Below are 14670 nucleotides of genomic sequence, written 5' to 3' on the forward strand. Positions count from 1 at the left end.
TATGAGAAAGATTCGCCACTTTAAAACAAATACTTTACTTAAAAATTTAATAGGTAAAGACTTAATTAATGATGACAACATAGGAGTTATTGAGCTTGTAAAGAATGCTTACGATGCAAGCTCACCTAACACGATTATTAAATTCAATTATTTAAATACGGATCTTACGTCGTCAGAATTAATTATCGCTGATCACGGAAGTGGTATGAGTGAATCTGATATCAATGATAAGTGGTTGAATGTTGCTTACTCTGAAAAAAAAGCTATTAAACAAAATGAGGGGGCTTACCTCGCAGGCAACAAAGGAGTTGGAAGGTTTTCATGTGATCGTTTAGGTGAAAAATTAGATATTTTTACTCGGGTTAAAGGAGGTCAACTTTTGCACCTTTCAATTGACTGGAACAATTTTGAAATTGAGGGTAAAAAAGACCTGACAATCCAAGAGATAGACGTTTTTTTAAATACTGTAGATGATAGCTTCGTGTTGGAATGTTGCGGGTTAAATATTGGTGATTCTGGAACAATTCTTCTGATCTCAAAGTTAAGATCTCACTGGAGCAGAGATAAGTTATTAGAATTAAAAAGACACTTACAAAAATTTATTAACCCCAACCAGCTTTTTTCAAAGAATGAGTTTAAGATCGAATTAATCGCAGAAGAATATCTAGAGCTCGACAAAGAAGAAAACCAAAAAGGGAAGATGGTTGCTAATGGTGAAATTAAAAACTTAATTTTTGAAAATTTGAAGTTTAAATCTACTTATATAGAATCGGTAACGATAGATGGTGGTAAAAACATCAGAACAACGCTTTTTCATGATGGTAATAAGGTTTATTGGATCGAGGAAAAAAATAAATATTATAACTTCGTTAAAAAAGTTTCGACTACCATTTACTTTTTAAACGCATATAAAAAATCATATTTTAAGAGACAAACAGGTATTAGATCGATTGACTTTGGCTCTATTTTTCTTTTTTTAAACGGTTTTAGAGTAGCTCCTTATGGTGATAGAGGTAATGACTGGTTAAAACTTGATATAAGACAAGGGCAAGGTAAATCTAGGTACTTTGGTAGCCGAGATCTAGTTGGTAGAATAGAAATAAATGATGACGATGATTTTTTTGAACCTATATCTAGTCGAGAAGGGTTGAAAGAAAATGATGCTTTTTCATACATAAAAGAATATTTTTTTTATGAGACTCTGAGGCGATTAGAAAAATTTGTGGTTGAAGGGTTGTCTTGGGATAGTGTTCCTGAGGAAATAAGGAAAACAATAAAAGATAATCTAGATTGGGATAAAACTAGAGAGCAGTACTCAGAATCAAACGAAAAGAAAAAAAGAAGGTTTTCGCTAGGGATACTTTCATTAATAGGTCTTTCTAAAAAAAACTTATCCAAGTTTTGGTTCAATACTGAATACTTAGCAGAACTTGCAGATGAAAAAAGTGAAGAAATTAAAAAAATAATTCAAGATATTAGCAACTTTGATGGGGATATAGTTGATGATAGCTTTAGAATTAATCTAGACAAGATAACCTCTCTTATAAAAGATAAAGAAAGAAAATTACAGGAAGCTGCGACTGAAGTTTTAAAATTAAAAGAAAATATTACGGAAAATGAAGAGACTCTAAGCTTACTCGAGCTTGATTTAGAGGATAAAAAAGAAGTTATATCTTCTTTAGAAAGCCAAAATGAAACAATTCAAGCTCAATCTTTATTTTTGAAGTCAATTACATCACAAGACGCTAAGTCTCTTTTAAATTACCATCATCAGATATGTAACGATGCGGCTACAATAGAGAATTATATTGGCAGAGCTGTTAGAGCATTAAAAAATGATGGGAATATTAAGCAAGCATTAAAATTTTTAGAAAAAATCTCCAAATCAAATAAAAAAATTGTTGCTACAGCTCAATACGCGACAAAAGCTAATTTTAAGTCAGGTACAAAAAAGGAGATGACTGATATAACTAATTACTTTGAGCAATACCTTAATAATGTTGCCTCAGAGTTTTCCGCTTCAGGGCTACAGGTTAGCATACTAAATAAAGTTAGCTCTCCTTTTGAAATGCCTATTAAACGTATTGAGCTATCGATATTAATCGATAATTTAGTCAGTAATGCAAGTAAAGCTGAAGCTAATAAGATGAATATAACGATGCATTTATTATCTGAAAATGTTCTTGAAATATCTTTTTCAGATGATGGAAAAGGTTTATCAAACGAAGTTGATAAAGAGAATATATTCGATTTTGGAGTCACTACAACAAATGGTTCTGGTCTAGGACTATACCATGCTAAAGAGTTTATGAATTCTATTCACTCTGATATTGAGGTAAATGCTAGTTTGAATAATGGATTAGAAATTAGGATGGAATTTAGGAAATGAGACTAACATATTCAATTTTATGGTTTGATGATGATGAAGAATATTTAGAATCTGTCGATTTAGACTATATTCGTACAGAATTCTCTAAGTGGGGGTTTAATTGCGAATTAAATTTGGTTCATGATAAAGGTGAGTTTGATAACGCCGCACCATACCAAGATTATGACCTTATTTTGGTCGACTATAGTTTAGAAAGTGTTGAAGATGGTTTGTACGGTCAGGATTTTATAAAAAAAGTTAGGGAGCAGCAACTTTTAACAGATGTGATTTTTTACTCTTCACATGCTATTAGCCATTTGTGGGATGCAATTCGTAAAGAAAAACTCGAAGGTATATTTATAGCCAGTAGAAATAATGGAATAAACGATAAGTTACTAAGAGTTGCAAAACAATCAATTCATAAAATTCTAGATTTAGAGAATTTAAGAGGAATTGTTATGGCTGAAGTAGGTAACAATGATGAGTATTTAAAGAAAATAGCAAAAAACAGCTTTGAAGGACTTCCAGAAATAGGTCAGAAGGAACTTTTTCAAAGCTACGTTAATAAAATTTCAGAGCAAAGTGATAATCACCTAAAAAAGCTAGAAAATGCTGTTAATAAATCAAATTTTGATGAACTATTTTGTCTGTTTGATAGTGCTAAAAAATGGAATTTTTGTCAATCTCTCGCAAAGGTCGTCCCAGACCTGAAGATTAAGGACCAAGGGGATTATATGGCTGATGTTTTGCAAAAGAGGAATTTTTTAGCTCATGGTATCCCCATAAAACAAGATGATAAATCTCTTAAGTTCAATCATATGGGAAAAGAATATATTTTTGATGATGTTGAAAGTGAACTTATCAGAGTTTCATTAACAAAATACGCTGCACTTTTTAAAAGATTGGCTACAGGGGAGTGAGGTTGGTTGAAAAAAATAATTGTTGATCTAGATGGTACTTTAGCTCTAAATTTGCACCGCTATCACTTTATTGATAAGTCCTTAAATAAAAAGGTAGATTGGGTTTCTTATTTTGAGGCTTGTGACAAAGACCAACCTAATAAATCTGTAATTGAAACTATTAGGGCTTTAAGGGAGCAAGGTCACCAAGTTCATATATTTTCTGCGCGCGGTGATATAGTTAAGGCTAAGACAATAAATTGGCTAGAAACACATTCAGTGCCTTATGATCGATTGACTATGAGAGATATGGATTCATTTACACCAGATGAAGAATTAAAGAAAAGTTGGTTATTGCAATATTACCCTGATTATAAGAAAGATATACTATGCGTTTTTGACGATAGGGATAAAGTTGTAAAAATGTGGCGTTCACTTGGATTGGCTTGTTTTCAAGTTGCTGAAGGTAACTTCTAAGACATTTTTTAGGGCATAGTTATCAATGGAAACATGGAGGTTATACGAGAGGTTCATTGCGAGGCTCGTAAGCGAGCAGCTTTCGACTGCATATGTTGTATCAGCAAACGCTAAAGTTACGGGAGTTATTAGTGGTATTAGGAGACAAGTTGACGTTTTAATTGATTATAGGTTTGATACAGTCAATACAAACAGAATTATAATTGATTCAAAAGTAAGAAACCGAAAAATTGATATTAATGATGTTGAATCATTTCGTGGAATGATGGATGACGTTGAAGCAAAGCATGGTTATCTCATAGCTACTAGTGGTTTTACAAAAGGAGCAAAAGTTAGAGCTGAAGAGTTGGTAAGCTTAAGAATCTTACCAATCGAATATTTGAAGAGTTTTAGTTTAGCTGATTGGCCAAAATGTAATGGTAAACACAATTGTAATGGGTACGTATTTTGGGATGGTTTTCCATCATTTAATTTAACTTTGAAAAATCTTGATAGTGGTAAGTTGGAGTTTAAACAAAATATACATTATGTAGGAAAGTGCGATGTATGTTATTACTTTCACGTATATTGCTTAAATTGTAAAACTACTCTTTCTTTCGATCCAAATGCAAGCTGTGAGGATTACGGAAAACAATGCCAATGCAAGCTCCCCTGGTTCTGGATTACTTCAGTTGAACAGGATAGTTTCAACAAAAAGTCTGCTGAATTGCACTCAGTTTATGGGAAAGAGCTAATAACTACAGTTAGTAGGATGAGTATTTAATCATAGCCACACATCGTTATTCCGCTGATAGTTTTGTTAGCGGTCAATCTAAATTTTGACTGTGATGATTTTTTTGTCAGATCCGATTAAACTTTAGCACTACCTACTTTTCCCAATTAGCTAGTAAAGGCATTTTAAAAGCATTAAGTCAGTTTAAATGAACAAAAATTACTATTAATTATAAGGACTAAATAGCGTTTACTGCATTAAAGGAATCAGGTTTATAATTGACTCAGTTGTAAGTTAACCTTCCCGCGTGATCACATCCGAAATTTAATTTATGGTGAGTAATTAACAGCATGGATGCTGTTAAAAGCGTAGCTTGGTCATGGATGGCCTATCTACGCTGGTTACGTTCATATCATTAATTTAAATTGAGGAGGTAGTGTGATCCTCGGGGCGCCGTGGGTGACGAATGACCAAAGCTTAGCTTTGCAGCTTGAGGAAGTGGAAGCATGGATGCTGACAGGAACCCGACTTCAGGGATGAATTATTAGCAGCAGAGCTTATTTGAAGAAGACCGCCCCTTGGTTGCCATCGCCAACGCGATATAAGTAAATTATTTTAAAAGCTTCGCTTTTCGCGCGAACAAGCTTAGCGCCTACAGCAAATTTTAAGAACGCTGCTAAGAAATTACCCCCTTCAACTTCACCTGTAAACACATAATTAATGAGTAATTATCTCGCATGGATTCGAGGAAAGGGATGCTTGCACATGGATGTGCGTTCATCGCGTTTACGTTCATATTAATTATTTGTTTAAGGATAAGTGAAATTGAGGGGCGCCGAGAGATTCCAAAGAGAAGTCGGCGATTACTTCTCTTTGGTTGCCATCGCCAACGCGATATAAGTAAATTATTTTAAAAGCTACGCTTTTCGCGCGAGCAAGCTGGGCGCCTACAGGTGTTTGGGTGAGCTTTGTAGCGTGAGTTTGAATAATGCGACATGTACCTTTTTTTAAGGTATAAAGTAAACATTGTGATTATAGGAACTCATCATGGATGATTTATTAAACCAAGGTTTAAGCCTTTTATTTGTTATTGGTAGTGTTTATTCACTATTAGGTGTTTTGTTTATCAAAATATGGCTTCATCAGAAGAATGCAAAACTACCAGTAGATCGTAAAAAGCTTAAACGTGTTGCAGCGCAAACACTCAATGAACAAGTTAATGATAAAGTTTTAGATGTAATAGGCTTAGTCTTTTTGTCTGCTTTGATAGTCACCATGCCTTTTGCTTTGAAAGGAATTGCTGAAATGTTTGCCAGCGGCAAGCTCAATTACTTTTTAATTATCGTGATTGCATTGGGACTAACGTATGTGGCACGAAAGCTTTGGGTTAAATCTAACGACTTAATAAAGCTAAAACTAGGACGTGATGCAGAATTAGCAGTTGCTTCAGAGCTTATAGAATTACAGTCACACGGTTATCAGGTATTTCATGATATACAAACAGATGGTTTTAATATTGACCATTTAGTTGTTGGGCCAAATGGGATATTTGCTATTGAAACCAAAGGCAGACATAAACGAATAAAAGACGATACAAATTACAAAGTTAAATTTGAGAATAATCATTTAGCATTTCCTTCTTGGTTTGAAAGCAAGCCATTAGAGCAAGCTCAAAATCAAGCTAATTGGGTGAATAAATGGCTTTATGAATCAACCGGTTTTAATACTCCGGTTTTACCTGTTTTATGCTTTCCTGGTTGGTTTGTGGAACTAAAGCAGAGACCAATCTTTCCAATCGTTTCTCATAAACAAATAGTTAAAACGATCCTTTCAATGCGACAAGTTAGCTTAAATCAAGAGCAGCAGCGTGCTATTTGCTATCAAGTGGTGCAGCGAGCCTTAAACGATAGTAAGGCAATTTAAAAGCTACGCTTTTCGCGCGAGCAAGTTGGGCGCCTACAGCAAATTTTAAGGCTGCTGCTTAGGCAATTCTCCCCCTTTCGACTTCACCTGCAAACACATAATTAATGAGTAATTACCTCGCATGGATTCGAGGGAAGTGATGCTTTCATGGCGTTTACGTTCATATTAATTATTTGTTTAAAGATAAGTGAAATTGAGGGGGCGTGTGATTCCAAGGGGGGACTGGCGCTTGTCTTTTTTTGGTTGCCGCTAGCAATCAGGCAAACACTCGAATGAATTATTTACAATTTTGTAAGTAAAAATCAAGGTGCGAGATAAGTTTCTGTCGATAATTTAAAGACTACGCTTTTATGCCCAAAAACATTAGGATATGTAAATTTAACTTACTATTAATTACTTTGAAAAATAAGAAACAATACAAAGGCAAAGCATCATTCCTGTGACTGAAATCAAGTGGACTGCGCCTATTACTTTGTCAATTGGACGTGAGTACTTGGCTACAAAACGTCCATCAAACATCGGAGTTGGTATACGGGAGCGTTCAAAAAACATCGAAAATATATAAAATGACACACTAGCGCCAATGCCTTTATCCCAACTGGGGGGAAGCACACCATCTTTTTCCATATTTTTATTAATATGTTTGATTGAAATTCTCGAAAATAAAATGCCGGAGGCAAAAGTACCTATCATAAATACGATCAGAGAATATCCAGCTAAATGAGCTGCGGGCATTTAAAAAGTCCCTTCAAATATAGGTTTTCTGTCGTATATGTTTTCAGAAGTTTTTTTCATAAAATTATTCATTTTAATACTTGCTGTAAAACCGACATATAACCCTACACTTATAGCAATAACCCATCCATAAGGAGTTAACATAAGTAAAGAGCTTAGTGCTGTGGTAGTAATTGAACCGACAAAAATACCAGATGCAGTAGAAGCTCCAAAGCTGGCCAATTCAGTTGATAGACTTCTTTGCCAGTCGCCACCATTTTTGTAATTGTTGTAAACCGAGTTTGCTCTAAAAGCGCCATCGAGTAAGATCATTCCATTACCAAGCCAACGCCCTGTGTTTTCAATATATTTAATTTTTCTAAATTCTGCGGTGCTACTTATATCTAATTTAGTGGAGTGTCTGGCACTTTTAGCTATGTGAACACCACGATTAGGATTAGACCAAACCGTACCTCTGCGACTTGCACGGTTAGTATTCATAAAGCGTTGTAGTTCAGCTTGATATTTAACTTGAAGCTCTTTAAATAGTCCAAGAGCTTTTTGCTCTAAAGCGACCATATGGTATTTAGGCATGCCTGACTTATGTGCGGCCCGTATATCTTTTAAAGATGCTTCATATTTACCCGCTAAAGTAACAAATTTTGAACTGCGAGCTTCTATTGATGTGGGCCTGAACCAACAATACCATGTGTGTTGTTTGCTAAAAATAGTATAACTTGAGCTTGAAAGTCAGAAATAGCAAGTAATGTTTCGCTGCCAAAATCTCGCAGCATTCCAGCTATGTTTCTTCTTGATTGTGCTGATAAAAGCGCAAATTGATTGACTATATTTTTTTGTTCTGTTGTAGGAGCGGTTAAAGAGTCAGTGTATTCTTTGCGCCAAATATATGGTGTACCTGAGGTGATTACTTTACTTTTTATGTGATTGTTATCTTGTGAGAAAGTATTGTTTTTATCAGTTTTACATTTTACTACTTCTGCAGTAACTGCATCCAAGCAGATTCTAATTTCTAGAGCCATGATCAGTATCCTTACTTTTCAATTGTTTAAAAAAGACTAATGATTTTTAATTAAGTAGTCAATACATAATTGCTTTTCACTTAGTAAGAGTAAAGCAATTGTGGTTGCTAATGTTATATGAAATTCAATAAGCTACCCTTCCTACGAGAGCAAGTAGGGTGCCTACAGCAAATATTTAAAGACTGATGCCCTGGTAATCATCCCCTTCAACTTCACCTGCAAACACATAATTAATGAGTAATTACCTCGCATGGCGGAATTTTGTTCCCGACAAATTCCAAGTGCCTAAATCCCTTTAGGCAATGCGAGGAAAGCGATGCTTGCAAATGGGTGAAAAACGTAGTTTTGAACGAGAGGGTAGAGATATCCGAACTGGGCAGCGTACAGGGATGTGAAAGTGATGCTTTCATGGCGTTTACGCTCATAATAATTTTGTGTTTAAAGATAAGTGAAATTGAGGGGGCTGTGTGATTCCAAAGAGAGACCGGCGCTTGTCTTTTTTTGGTTGCCGTCGCCAATGCGATATAAGTAAATTATTTTAAAAGCTTCGCTTTTCGCGCGAGCAAGCTTTGCGCCTACAGATGTATGAGTGAGCTTTGTTTAAAAGCCAAAGCGCGATGTAAAATCGCACCTACGCTTTGTTGAGTGTGGTGTTTGTATTGTTGTAGGTGAGGCTTTATACCTCGCATGGTGTTTTATTTAAACCAAGAACAAAGCGCGATGTAAAATCGCACCTACGGTTTTGTTGAGTGTGGTGTTTAAATTAATGTAGGTGAGGTTTTATACCTCGCATGGTATTTTATTAAAACCAAGAACAAAGCGCGATGTAAAATCTCATCTACGGTTTTGTTGAGTGTGGTGTTTAAATTAATGTAGGTGAGGTTTTATACCTCGCATGGTGCTTTATTAAAACCAAGAACAAAGCGCGATGTAAAATCGCACCTACGCTTTTGTTGAGTGCGGTGTTTACATTATTGTAGGTGAGGTTTTATCTATGAATCTTTGTTTAGCTCTGTAATCGCTTTAATACTAAATGCGTGCATAGTTATGTAGTGTTGCTTTTTAATGATTGTTTTAACGATACTTTGATCAATATTTAAGTAATCGTGAACAAGAGCATTTCGTAAGCCTATAATTTTACGCCATGACAGTAGTTCTGCCTCGCTCAAAAAGCCTAAATTAGTAAGTTCGCTAAATGTTTGATAGGCGTTGCTACTGGTACTACTTTTGTGCTGCTTAAGCCAATGCTTTGATAAACCAATACACACCTCGGTCATTAACTGTAGTAATCGCTCTGCAGCTCGGTAATCTCTGCTATTAAGTGAATCGATTTGACTGAGTTCGTCGAGTTCTTGCATATATTCGTCAATATGGCGTGTTACTTCACTTAAATAAAGTGTAATTCCGGTATCAGTCATGTTTACTCGCTATGGTTTCAAATTCGAACTGGCTATATATACGCTGCTGCTCTTTCATCGCTCTAACACTATTATTGCTTATAATTATTTTTCCATACTCAATAACGTTGAAAGCTAAATAACTTGGAATAATATTTATATCAACAATCGAAATAAGTTGTTCGTTAAGATTAAGTGCATTACTTATTTCAAGCTCAAGCTCTTTTGGTCTAAGGCGCTTATCAAAGAACTCCAGATCAAAGTTTTTAAATGCTACGGCTAAGTCAATGTCACTATGGGGTTGGGCTGTCCCTTTTGCGTGGGAGCCATATAACCAAACCACGTCAATGTCGGTGTTTTGCTGCAAGTACTTAATTATTTTCTGTATAACTTCATTTGCCACGAAAAACTAACCATTGATAAAAACTGTAATAATAACCTATCAGTTTTCTAGTGAACATTAAAATTGATATTTGTTTTATTTAGGGCGTGTTGACCTTTGTGGGGTGAAATTTGTTCAATCTAGGGGCTATTAAATCGCGCCGCGAGGTTTGTAACCTAGTGGGCTCGGTGACTGCTTCTGCTTTACCCTACTGGCTTACATCCATGCAAGAATAAGTAAAAGCCGAGCAACAAAGAGTTAATTGTCCCTAAAAAAACCCAAAAGGCAGTGCATGTTTGGTATTTATGCTGCGTTATCGCCTATTTATGGGGAATAACCACACCACACCACACCACATAGACTCTGCCTTGCCTGAATACCAAACAGTCTGCTGCAAAATTAATCACGAAAGGTCACACGCCCTAATAGCAAGCTGGGCTTCTGCAGTTGCTTAAGTGAGCTATCAATCTCAAAGTGTCATTAACTTAGCTTAAGTAATTTATATTTTAGATTCGATTCTATTATTTATAAATAAGGTAAAGTTAACTTGTGGACGATAAATATACATTTAAACTCAAAAATAACTTATTTACTTCTGAATTATCCCACATTCATTTATGCATAAAAATAATTAATAAAGTTGCAAATAAGCTAAGTGAGCAAATAATATAATTACCAAATATGGATGCGTTTATTTAGGTTCGAAAAATAAATTAAAACCAAAAGCGCGATGTAAAATCGCACCTACGGTTTTGTTGAATATGGTGGTTTAATTATTGTAGGTGAGGTTTTATACCTCGCATGGTGTTTTTGTAAAAGCCAAGACCAAAGCGCGATGTAAAATCGCACCTACGGTTTCGTTGAGAGTGGTGTTTGTATTGTTGTAGGTGCGGTTTTATACCTCGCATGGTGTTTTTGTAAAAGCCAAGACCAAAGCACGATGTAAAATCGCACCTACGGTTTTGTTTAATGTGGTGTTTACATTATTGTAGGTGAGGTTTTATACCTCGCATTGTGTTTAGGCATGTACAAGGTTATGGCGATAAAGCCCATTTATAAATTAAAAGCTGCGCTTTTCACGCAAGCAAGCTTTGCGTCTACAGGTGTTAGGTGAGCGTTAAGGTTATATAAACCAAAGCGCGATGTAAAATCGCACCTACGCTTTTGTTGAGAGTGGTGTTTGTATTGTTGTAGGTGAGGTTTTATACCTTGCATGGTGTTTAGGCATGCACAAGGTTGTAGCGAATAAACCCATCTACAAATTAAAAGCTGTGCTTTTCACGCAAGCAAGCTTTGCGTCTACAGGAGTTAGGTGAGCGTTAAGGTTATATAAGCCAAAGCGCGATGTAAAATCGCACCTACGCTTTGTTGAGCGCGGTGTTTGCATTGTTGTAGGTGAGGTTTTATACCTCGCATTGTGTTTAGGCATGTACAAGGTTGTGGCGATAAAGCTCATTTATAAATTAAAAGCTGCGCTTTTCACGCAAGCAAGCTTTGCGTCTACTGGTGTTAGGTGAGCGTTAAGGTTATATAAGCCAAAGCGCGATGTAAAATCGCTTGTTTATTTCTTCTCTGTGTAGCGCTTAAAAGTAATGAGGCAATTAACTCAATTATTCGCCTCATTGTATGAGGCGAATAATTGACGTAGACTGAAGCTAATCAATTTTAGGACATAAAGACTATGTGGATATGGCAACAGCAAAACTGGCCAAACTTTACGTGGGATGATGCGGCGCTTGCTCCTTTACTAAGGGAGCTTTCATATAATCAAGGTTTATTAGTAGGGCGTATGGGCGTGCAAACTGCTCATCAAAAGCAGCAGGCCCTTGATACCTTACTTGCAAATATTATTCACTCCAGTGCGATTGAGGGAGAAAAACTTAATGCATTTTCGGTTCGCTCTTCACTTGCAAAAAAGCTCAATATTGATGAGCAGCCTTACCCAACAACTGTGCAAAGCGATAATCTTGCAGAGATTATGCTTGATGCGATAAATAACACAGACTCAGCGCTTAATTTAGAGCGAGTGCTTAATTGGCATCGCTTATTGTTTTCAGGTGAGCAAAGCTTGTTTACTAAAATTGAAGGCGGGCAATTGCGTGGTGACGAGCCTATGCAAGTAGTGTCGGGGCGCTTAGATAAACCGATATTACATTTTACAGCGCCTCCTAAAGAGCGAGTAAATAAAGAGCTTTCGCTATTTTTTAACTGGTTTAACAAAGCGCAAAATGAACCTCAAATAGACCCTTTTATTCGGGCAGCTATCGCACACTTATGGTTTGTAACAATACATCCACTTGAGGATGGTAATGGGCGTATTACACGGCTTATAACCGATCTGGCATTAGCGCAAGAACATGCTGAGTCAATTCGGTTTTACGCTATGTCGGTGGCTATTTTAGAAGACAGAAAAAGCTACTACGAAGTGCTTGAAGCAACTCAGCGTGGAGAGCTTTGTATTACAAAGTGGATTAAGTGGTTTTTACGTACGCTCAATAATGCGATACACCATACGCTTAATAATATTGAGCAAACAATTTTTAAAACCAATTACTGGGCAAGCAAAGATCAAACAAAGTTAGGTGAGCAGCAAGTAAAAGTGCTTAATAAGTTACTTGATGGCCAATTTGAACAGGGTATTAGTGCGAGTCAGTATCAAAAGGTAGCTAAGGTTAGCCGTGCAACCGCAACACGCCATTTAGCCGACTTGCAAACGCTTGGATTCATTAAAAAAACTGCCGCAGGTGGGCGTAGTACACGTTACAAGGTTGTCCAATGAGGCAATTAAATACCTATTCACCTCGCCATGTGAGGCGAATAAGGGTTTTAATTGTTGTAGGTGCGGTTTTATACCTCGCATGGTGTTTTTGTAAAAGCCAAGACCAAAGCGCGATGTAAAATCGCACCTACGGTTTTGTTGAATATGGTGGTTTAATTATTGTAGGTGAGGTTTTTTACCTCGTGAGCGCTTTATTAAAGCCAAGGCTAATGTGAACTCCCACCCATAGCTTTAATTTTTGCTTTTTGGATTAGTAATGTTGATGTGTTTTTTCACATTTATAGGTACACTCTTTTAAAGTTTTAATTCAGGGAATGAATAATGATCAAATGGATTTTACTGGTACTTATTAGCGTATCTACAACTTTGCCTCAAGCTGGTGAGGCTTACACACAAGCCCAATGCGATAGCATTAAAAAGCAGCGCGAAGCTATTCGGTCTCAATTTAGAAGTGGCTACAGTAATAAAGAAGGTGAGCGTTTAACTGCACGCGATAAAGCGCTATTTACATTACTTGCTAATCACTGCTGTAAGCCTAAAAAGAGTGGTAGCGCTTATCAGGCTACTTCTTCTACCTCAACTCGTACGCCTAATAGCAATTGGCTACTCAATCAAAAAGTATCAAACATGTCTTTGCACAGCGATAGCTATAAAGATGCTGCTAAGCTTGATGCTTGGTCAACATTTTATAAACTACCTAAACGTTGCCGTAAAAAAGGGATAGGGTCGGCCGACTTTGTGTGGTGCAGCGAATATAGGGGTAAGCAAAAAGATCTTTTTGAAGCACAGTGGAAAGAGCACCCATAAATATGTTTAAAACTAAATTACGCGTGGTGTTTGTATTTTTTGTGCTGCTAATTGCGTCGGCACTTATTGCTAATCATTTTACTGGACGGGTATTTAATTATAATGACCCAATTGGTGAGGTTAAACGCATATATAACTATCTAGCATCGCAAATAGTTACTGAGCCTTTAAGTACAAAACGGCCCGAAAAAGTAAGCACAACGACGTTGCAACATACGTTAGTGTCTGCCGATAATCACTTATCACAAGTTAACAATACGCGTTGCGTAGATGTATCGTTAGGTGAGGTTAAATATAAACGTAATGGCGATATATTTACGTGGACCGACAGTGAGGGCGTTCCTCATTTTAGTGATAAAAAGCCTGACTTTGCAGTAGCAACTTACAATCCTGGTTTTGTTGAATCGCTAGATTATTTTGATCTTACTTTAAATACACCTAATTTACCGTCGTCATTTAATCAAGAGTTGCGCATTAAGATCAATACGGTATTTAAGGCGTATGGCCAAGTAATTGGTGTGCATGCGCTTAAAAAGGTGAAACTAAACCTAACGGTTTTGGCTACTCGCAGTGCTTACGAGTCGGTAATAAAGCATCGCGGTGGTGATCCTAAAAACACTGCGGGTATGTATTTTCACGGGAGTAATTCTGCTTTTATTCATTATGATAATGCACAAAGTGCAATGCGTACGTCGGTTCATGAAGCGGTGCACGCCATAAATAAGGCTGTATTGGGCTACACACCAAGATGGCTAAATGAAGGGTTTGCGGAGTACTTTGAGCTGACTAAAAATAATATGCAAACAGGTATTGTTGAACCAAATAGATCGTGGACAAAGAATAACAATATTACTAAAAGTGTATTTACAATTAATTGGTTAATCGGCTTAGAGGATACGTGGAAAAAAGGCGATAACAGCAAACTTTATGCAAGTAGTTGGGCTGCTATTTATTTTTTAATGGATACACAAGCAGGTAGAGCTTTACTAAAAAATATAATGCTTACTGAGCAACAATCACCGTGTAGTAAGTTGTCTGCAAAAAAGTTAAAAAAAATGCTGTATACGCAATTACCAAATCTTAAACGTGAGTATTCTCAGTGGTTAAAAATGCCTTTCAGGGCTCATAATTTTTAACCTGTCTGTATATTGATGAGGTTAATGAGCGGATTA

General features: G+C 36.4%; 13 protein-coding genes. 8 read left to right on the top strand and 5 right to left on the bottom strand.

Annotated features, from left to right (window positions below):
• The first annotated feature begins 1 nt into the window (after nt 1).
• The 5 genes from AOR04_RS18150 (at nt 2) to AOR04_RS18170 (ending at nt 6379) form a co-directional block, all read left to right on the top strand.
• The gene (locus AOR04_RS18150) at nt 2-2389 is read left to right on the top strand and encodes a sensor histidine kinase (RefSeq protein WP_096794220.1); all 2388 of its coding nucleotides are present in this window, start codon (nt 2-4) and stop codon (nt 2387-2389) included.
• A complete protein-coding gene (locus AOR04_RS18155) occupies nt 2386-3288 on the top strand; it encodes a hypothetical protein (RefSeq protein WP_096794221.1) in 903 nt (300 codons plus the stop codon). The genes AOR04_RS18150 and AOR04_RS18155 overlap by 4 nt, the downstream gene beginning before the upstream one ends.
• A 6-nt stretch (nt 3289-3294) precedes the next feature.
• On the top strand, nt 3295-3744 hold the full coding sequence (locus tag AOR04_RS18160) for a phosphatase domain-containing protein (RefSeq protein WP_096794222.1): 450 nt from the start codon (nt 3295-3297) through the stop codon (nt 3742-3744).
• Between the two features lie 25 nt (nt 3745-3769).
• Nucleotides 3770-4507 (top strand): restriction endonuclease, encoded by a 738-nt coding sequence (locus AOR04_RS18165; RefSeq protein WP_096794223.1) that lies wholly within the window; start codon nt 3770-3772, stop codon nt 4505-4507.
• Nucleotides 4508-5503: 996 nt separating this feature from the next.
• Nucleotides 5504-6379 carry a nuclease-related domain-containing protein gene (locus tag AOR04_RS18170; protein ID WP_096794224.1) on the top strand — a complete coding sequence of 292 codons (876 nt, stop codon included), beginning with the start codon at nt 5504-5506 and terminating at the stop codon, nt 6377-6379.
• A 393-nt stretch (nt 6380-6772) separates the two neighbouring features.
• Here AOR04_RS18170 and AOR04_RS18175 read toward each other — a convergent pair whose 3' ends face one another.
• The 5 genes from AOR04_RS18175 to mntA form a co-directional block, all read right to left on the bottom strand.
• Nucleotides 6773-7114 carry a hypothetical protein gene (locus AOR04_RS18175; RefSeq protein ID WP_096794225.1) on the bottom strand — a complete coding sequence of 114 codons (342 nt, stop codon included), beginning with the start codon at nt 7112-7114 and terminating at the stop codon, nt 6773-6775.
• Nucleotides 7115-7687, bottom strand: coding sequence for a hypothetical protein (locus AOR04_RS18180; RefSeq protein WP_096794226.1), 573 nt, complete (start codon nt 7685-7687; stop codon nt 7115-7117).
• A gap of 83 nt (nt 7688-7770) precedes the next feature.
• Nucleotides 7771-8133, bottom strand: coding sequence for a hypothetical protein (locus AOR04_RS18185; protein ID WP_096794227.1), 363 nt, complete (start codon nt 8131-8133; stop codon nt 7771-7773).
• Nucleotides 8134-9125: 992 nt separating this feature from the next.
• Nucleotides 9126-9551, bottom strand: coding sequence for a type VII toxin-antitoxin system HepT family RNase toxin (hepT, locus tag AOR04_RS18190; protein WP_033037879.1), 426 nt, complete (start codon nt 9549-9551; stop codon nt 9126-9128).
• Nucleotides 9544-9933 carry a type VII toxin-antitoxin system MntA family adenylyltransferase antitoxin gene (mntA, locus tag AOR04_RS18195; protein WP_033037881.1) on the bottom strand — a complete coding sequence of 130 codons (390 nt, stop codon included), beginning with the start codon at nt 9931-9933 and terminating at the stop codon, nt 9544-9546. Before mntA ends, hepT begins: the two co-directional genes overlap by 8 nt.
• 1660 nt (nt 9934-11593) lie before the next feature.
• Between mntA and AOR04_RS18200 the strand changes: the two genes are divergently transcribed.
• From AOR04_RS18200 to AOR04_RS18210, 3 genes are all read left to right on the top strand, one after another.
• Nucleotides 11594-12691, top strand: a complete 1098-nt coding sequence (locus AOR04_RS18200) for a Fic family protein (RefSeq protein WP_096794228.1) — start codon at nt 11594-11596, stop codon at nt 12689-12691.
• A gap of 321 nt (nt 12692-13012) precedes the next feature.
• Nucleotides 13013-13498, top strand: a complete 486-nt coding sequence (locus tag AOR04_RS18205) for a hypothetical protein (protein ID WP_096794229.1) — start codon at nt 13013-13015, stop codon at nt 13496-13498.
• A 2-nt stretch (nt 13499-13500) separates the two neighbouring features.
• Nucleotides 13501-14634, top strand: coding sequence for a DUF1570 domain-containing protein (locus AOR04_RS18210; protein WP_096794230.1), 1134 nt, complete (start codon nt 13501-13503; stop codon nt 14632-14634).
• The last annotated feature ends 36 nt before the right edge of the window (nt 14635-14670 follow it).

This window comes from Pseudoalteromonas sp. 1_2015MBL_MicDiv (genome assembly GCF_002407505.1).
GTDB classification, from domain to species: domain Bacteria; phylum Pseudomonadota; class Gammaproteobacteria; order Enterobacterales; family Alteromonadaceae; genus Pseudoalteromonas; species Pseudoalteromonas fuliginea.

Excerpts from the sequence above, each read along its gene's own strand:
- AOR04_RS18150 (WP_096794220.1), top strand. The coding sequence starts at position 2 with ATGAGAAAGATTCGCCACTTTAAAACAAATACTTTACTTAAAAATTTA.
- AOR04_RS18155 (WP_096794221.1), top strand. The coding sequence starts at position 2,386 with ATGAGACTAACATATTCAATTTTATGGTTTGATGATGATGAAGAATAT.
- AOR04_RS18165 (WP_096794223.1), top strand. The coding sequence starts at position 3,770 with ATGGAAACATGGAGGTTATACGAGAGGTTCATTGCGAGGCTCGTAAGC.
- AOR04_RS18170 (WP_096794224.1), top strand. The coding sequence starts at position 5,504 with ATGGATGATTTATTAAACCAAGGTTTAAGCCTTTTATTTGTTATTGGT.
- AOR04_RS18175 (WP_096794225.1), bottom strand. The coding sequence starts at position 7,114 with ATGCCCGCAGCTCATTTAGCTGGATATTCTCTGATCGTATTTATGATA.
- AOR04_RS18180 (WP_096794226.1), bottom strand. The coding sequence starts at position 7,687 with ATGCCTAAATACCATATGGTCGCTTTAGAGCAAAAAGCTCTTGGACTA.
- AOR04_RS18185 (WP_096794227.1), bottom strand. The coding sequence starts at position 8,133 with ATGGCTCTAGAAATTAGAATCTGCTTGGATGCAGTTACTGCAGAAGTA.
- hepT (WP_033037879.1), bottom strand. The coding sequence starts at position 9,551 with ATGACTGATACCGGAATTACACTTTATTTAAGTGAAGTAACACGCCAT.
- AOR04_RS18200 (WP_096794228.1), top strand. The coding sequence starts at position 11,594 with ATGTGGATATGGCAACAGCAAAACTGGCCAAACTTTACGTGGGATGAT.
- AOR04_RS18205 (WP_096794229.1), top strand. The coding sequence starts at position 13,013 with ATGATCAAATGGATTTTACTGGTACTTATTAGCGTATCTACAACTTTG.
- AOR04_RS18210 (WP_096794230.1), top strand. The coding sequence starts at position 13,501 with ATGTTTAAAACTAAATTACGCGTGGTGTTTGTATTTTTTGTGCTGCTA.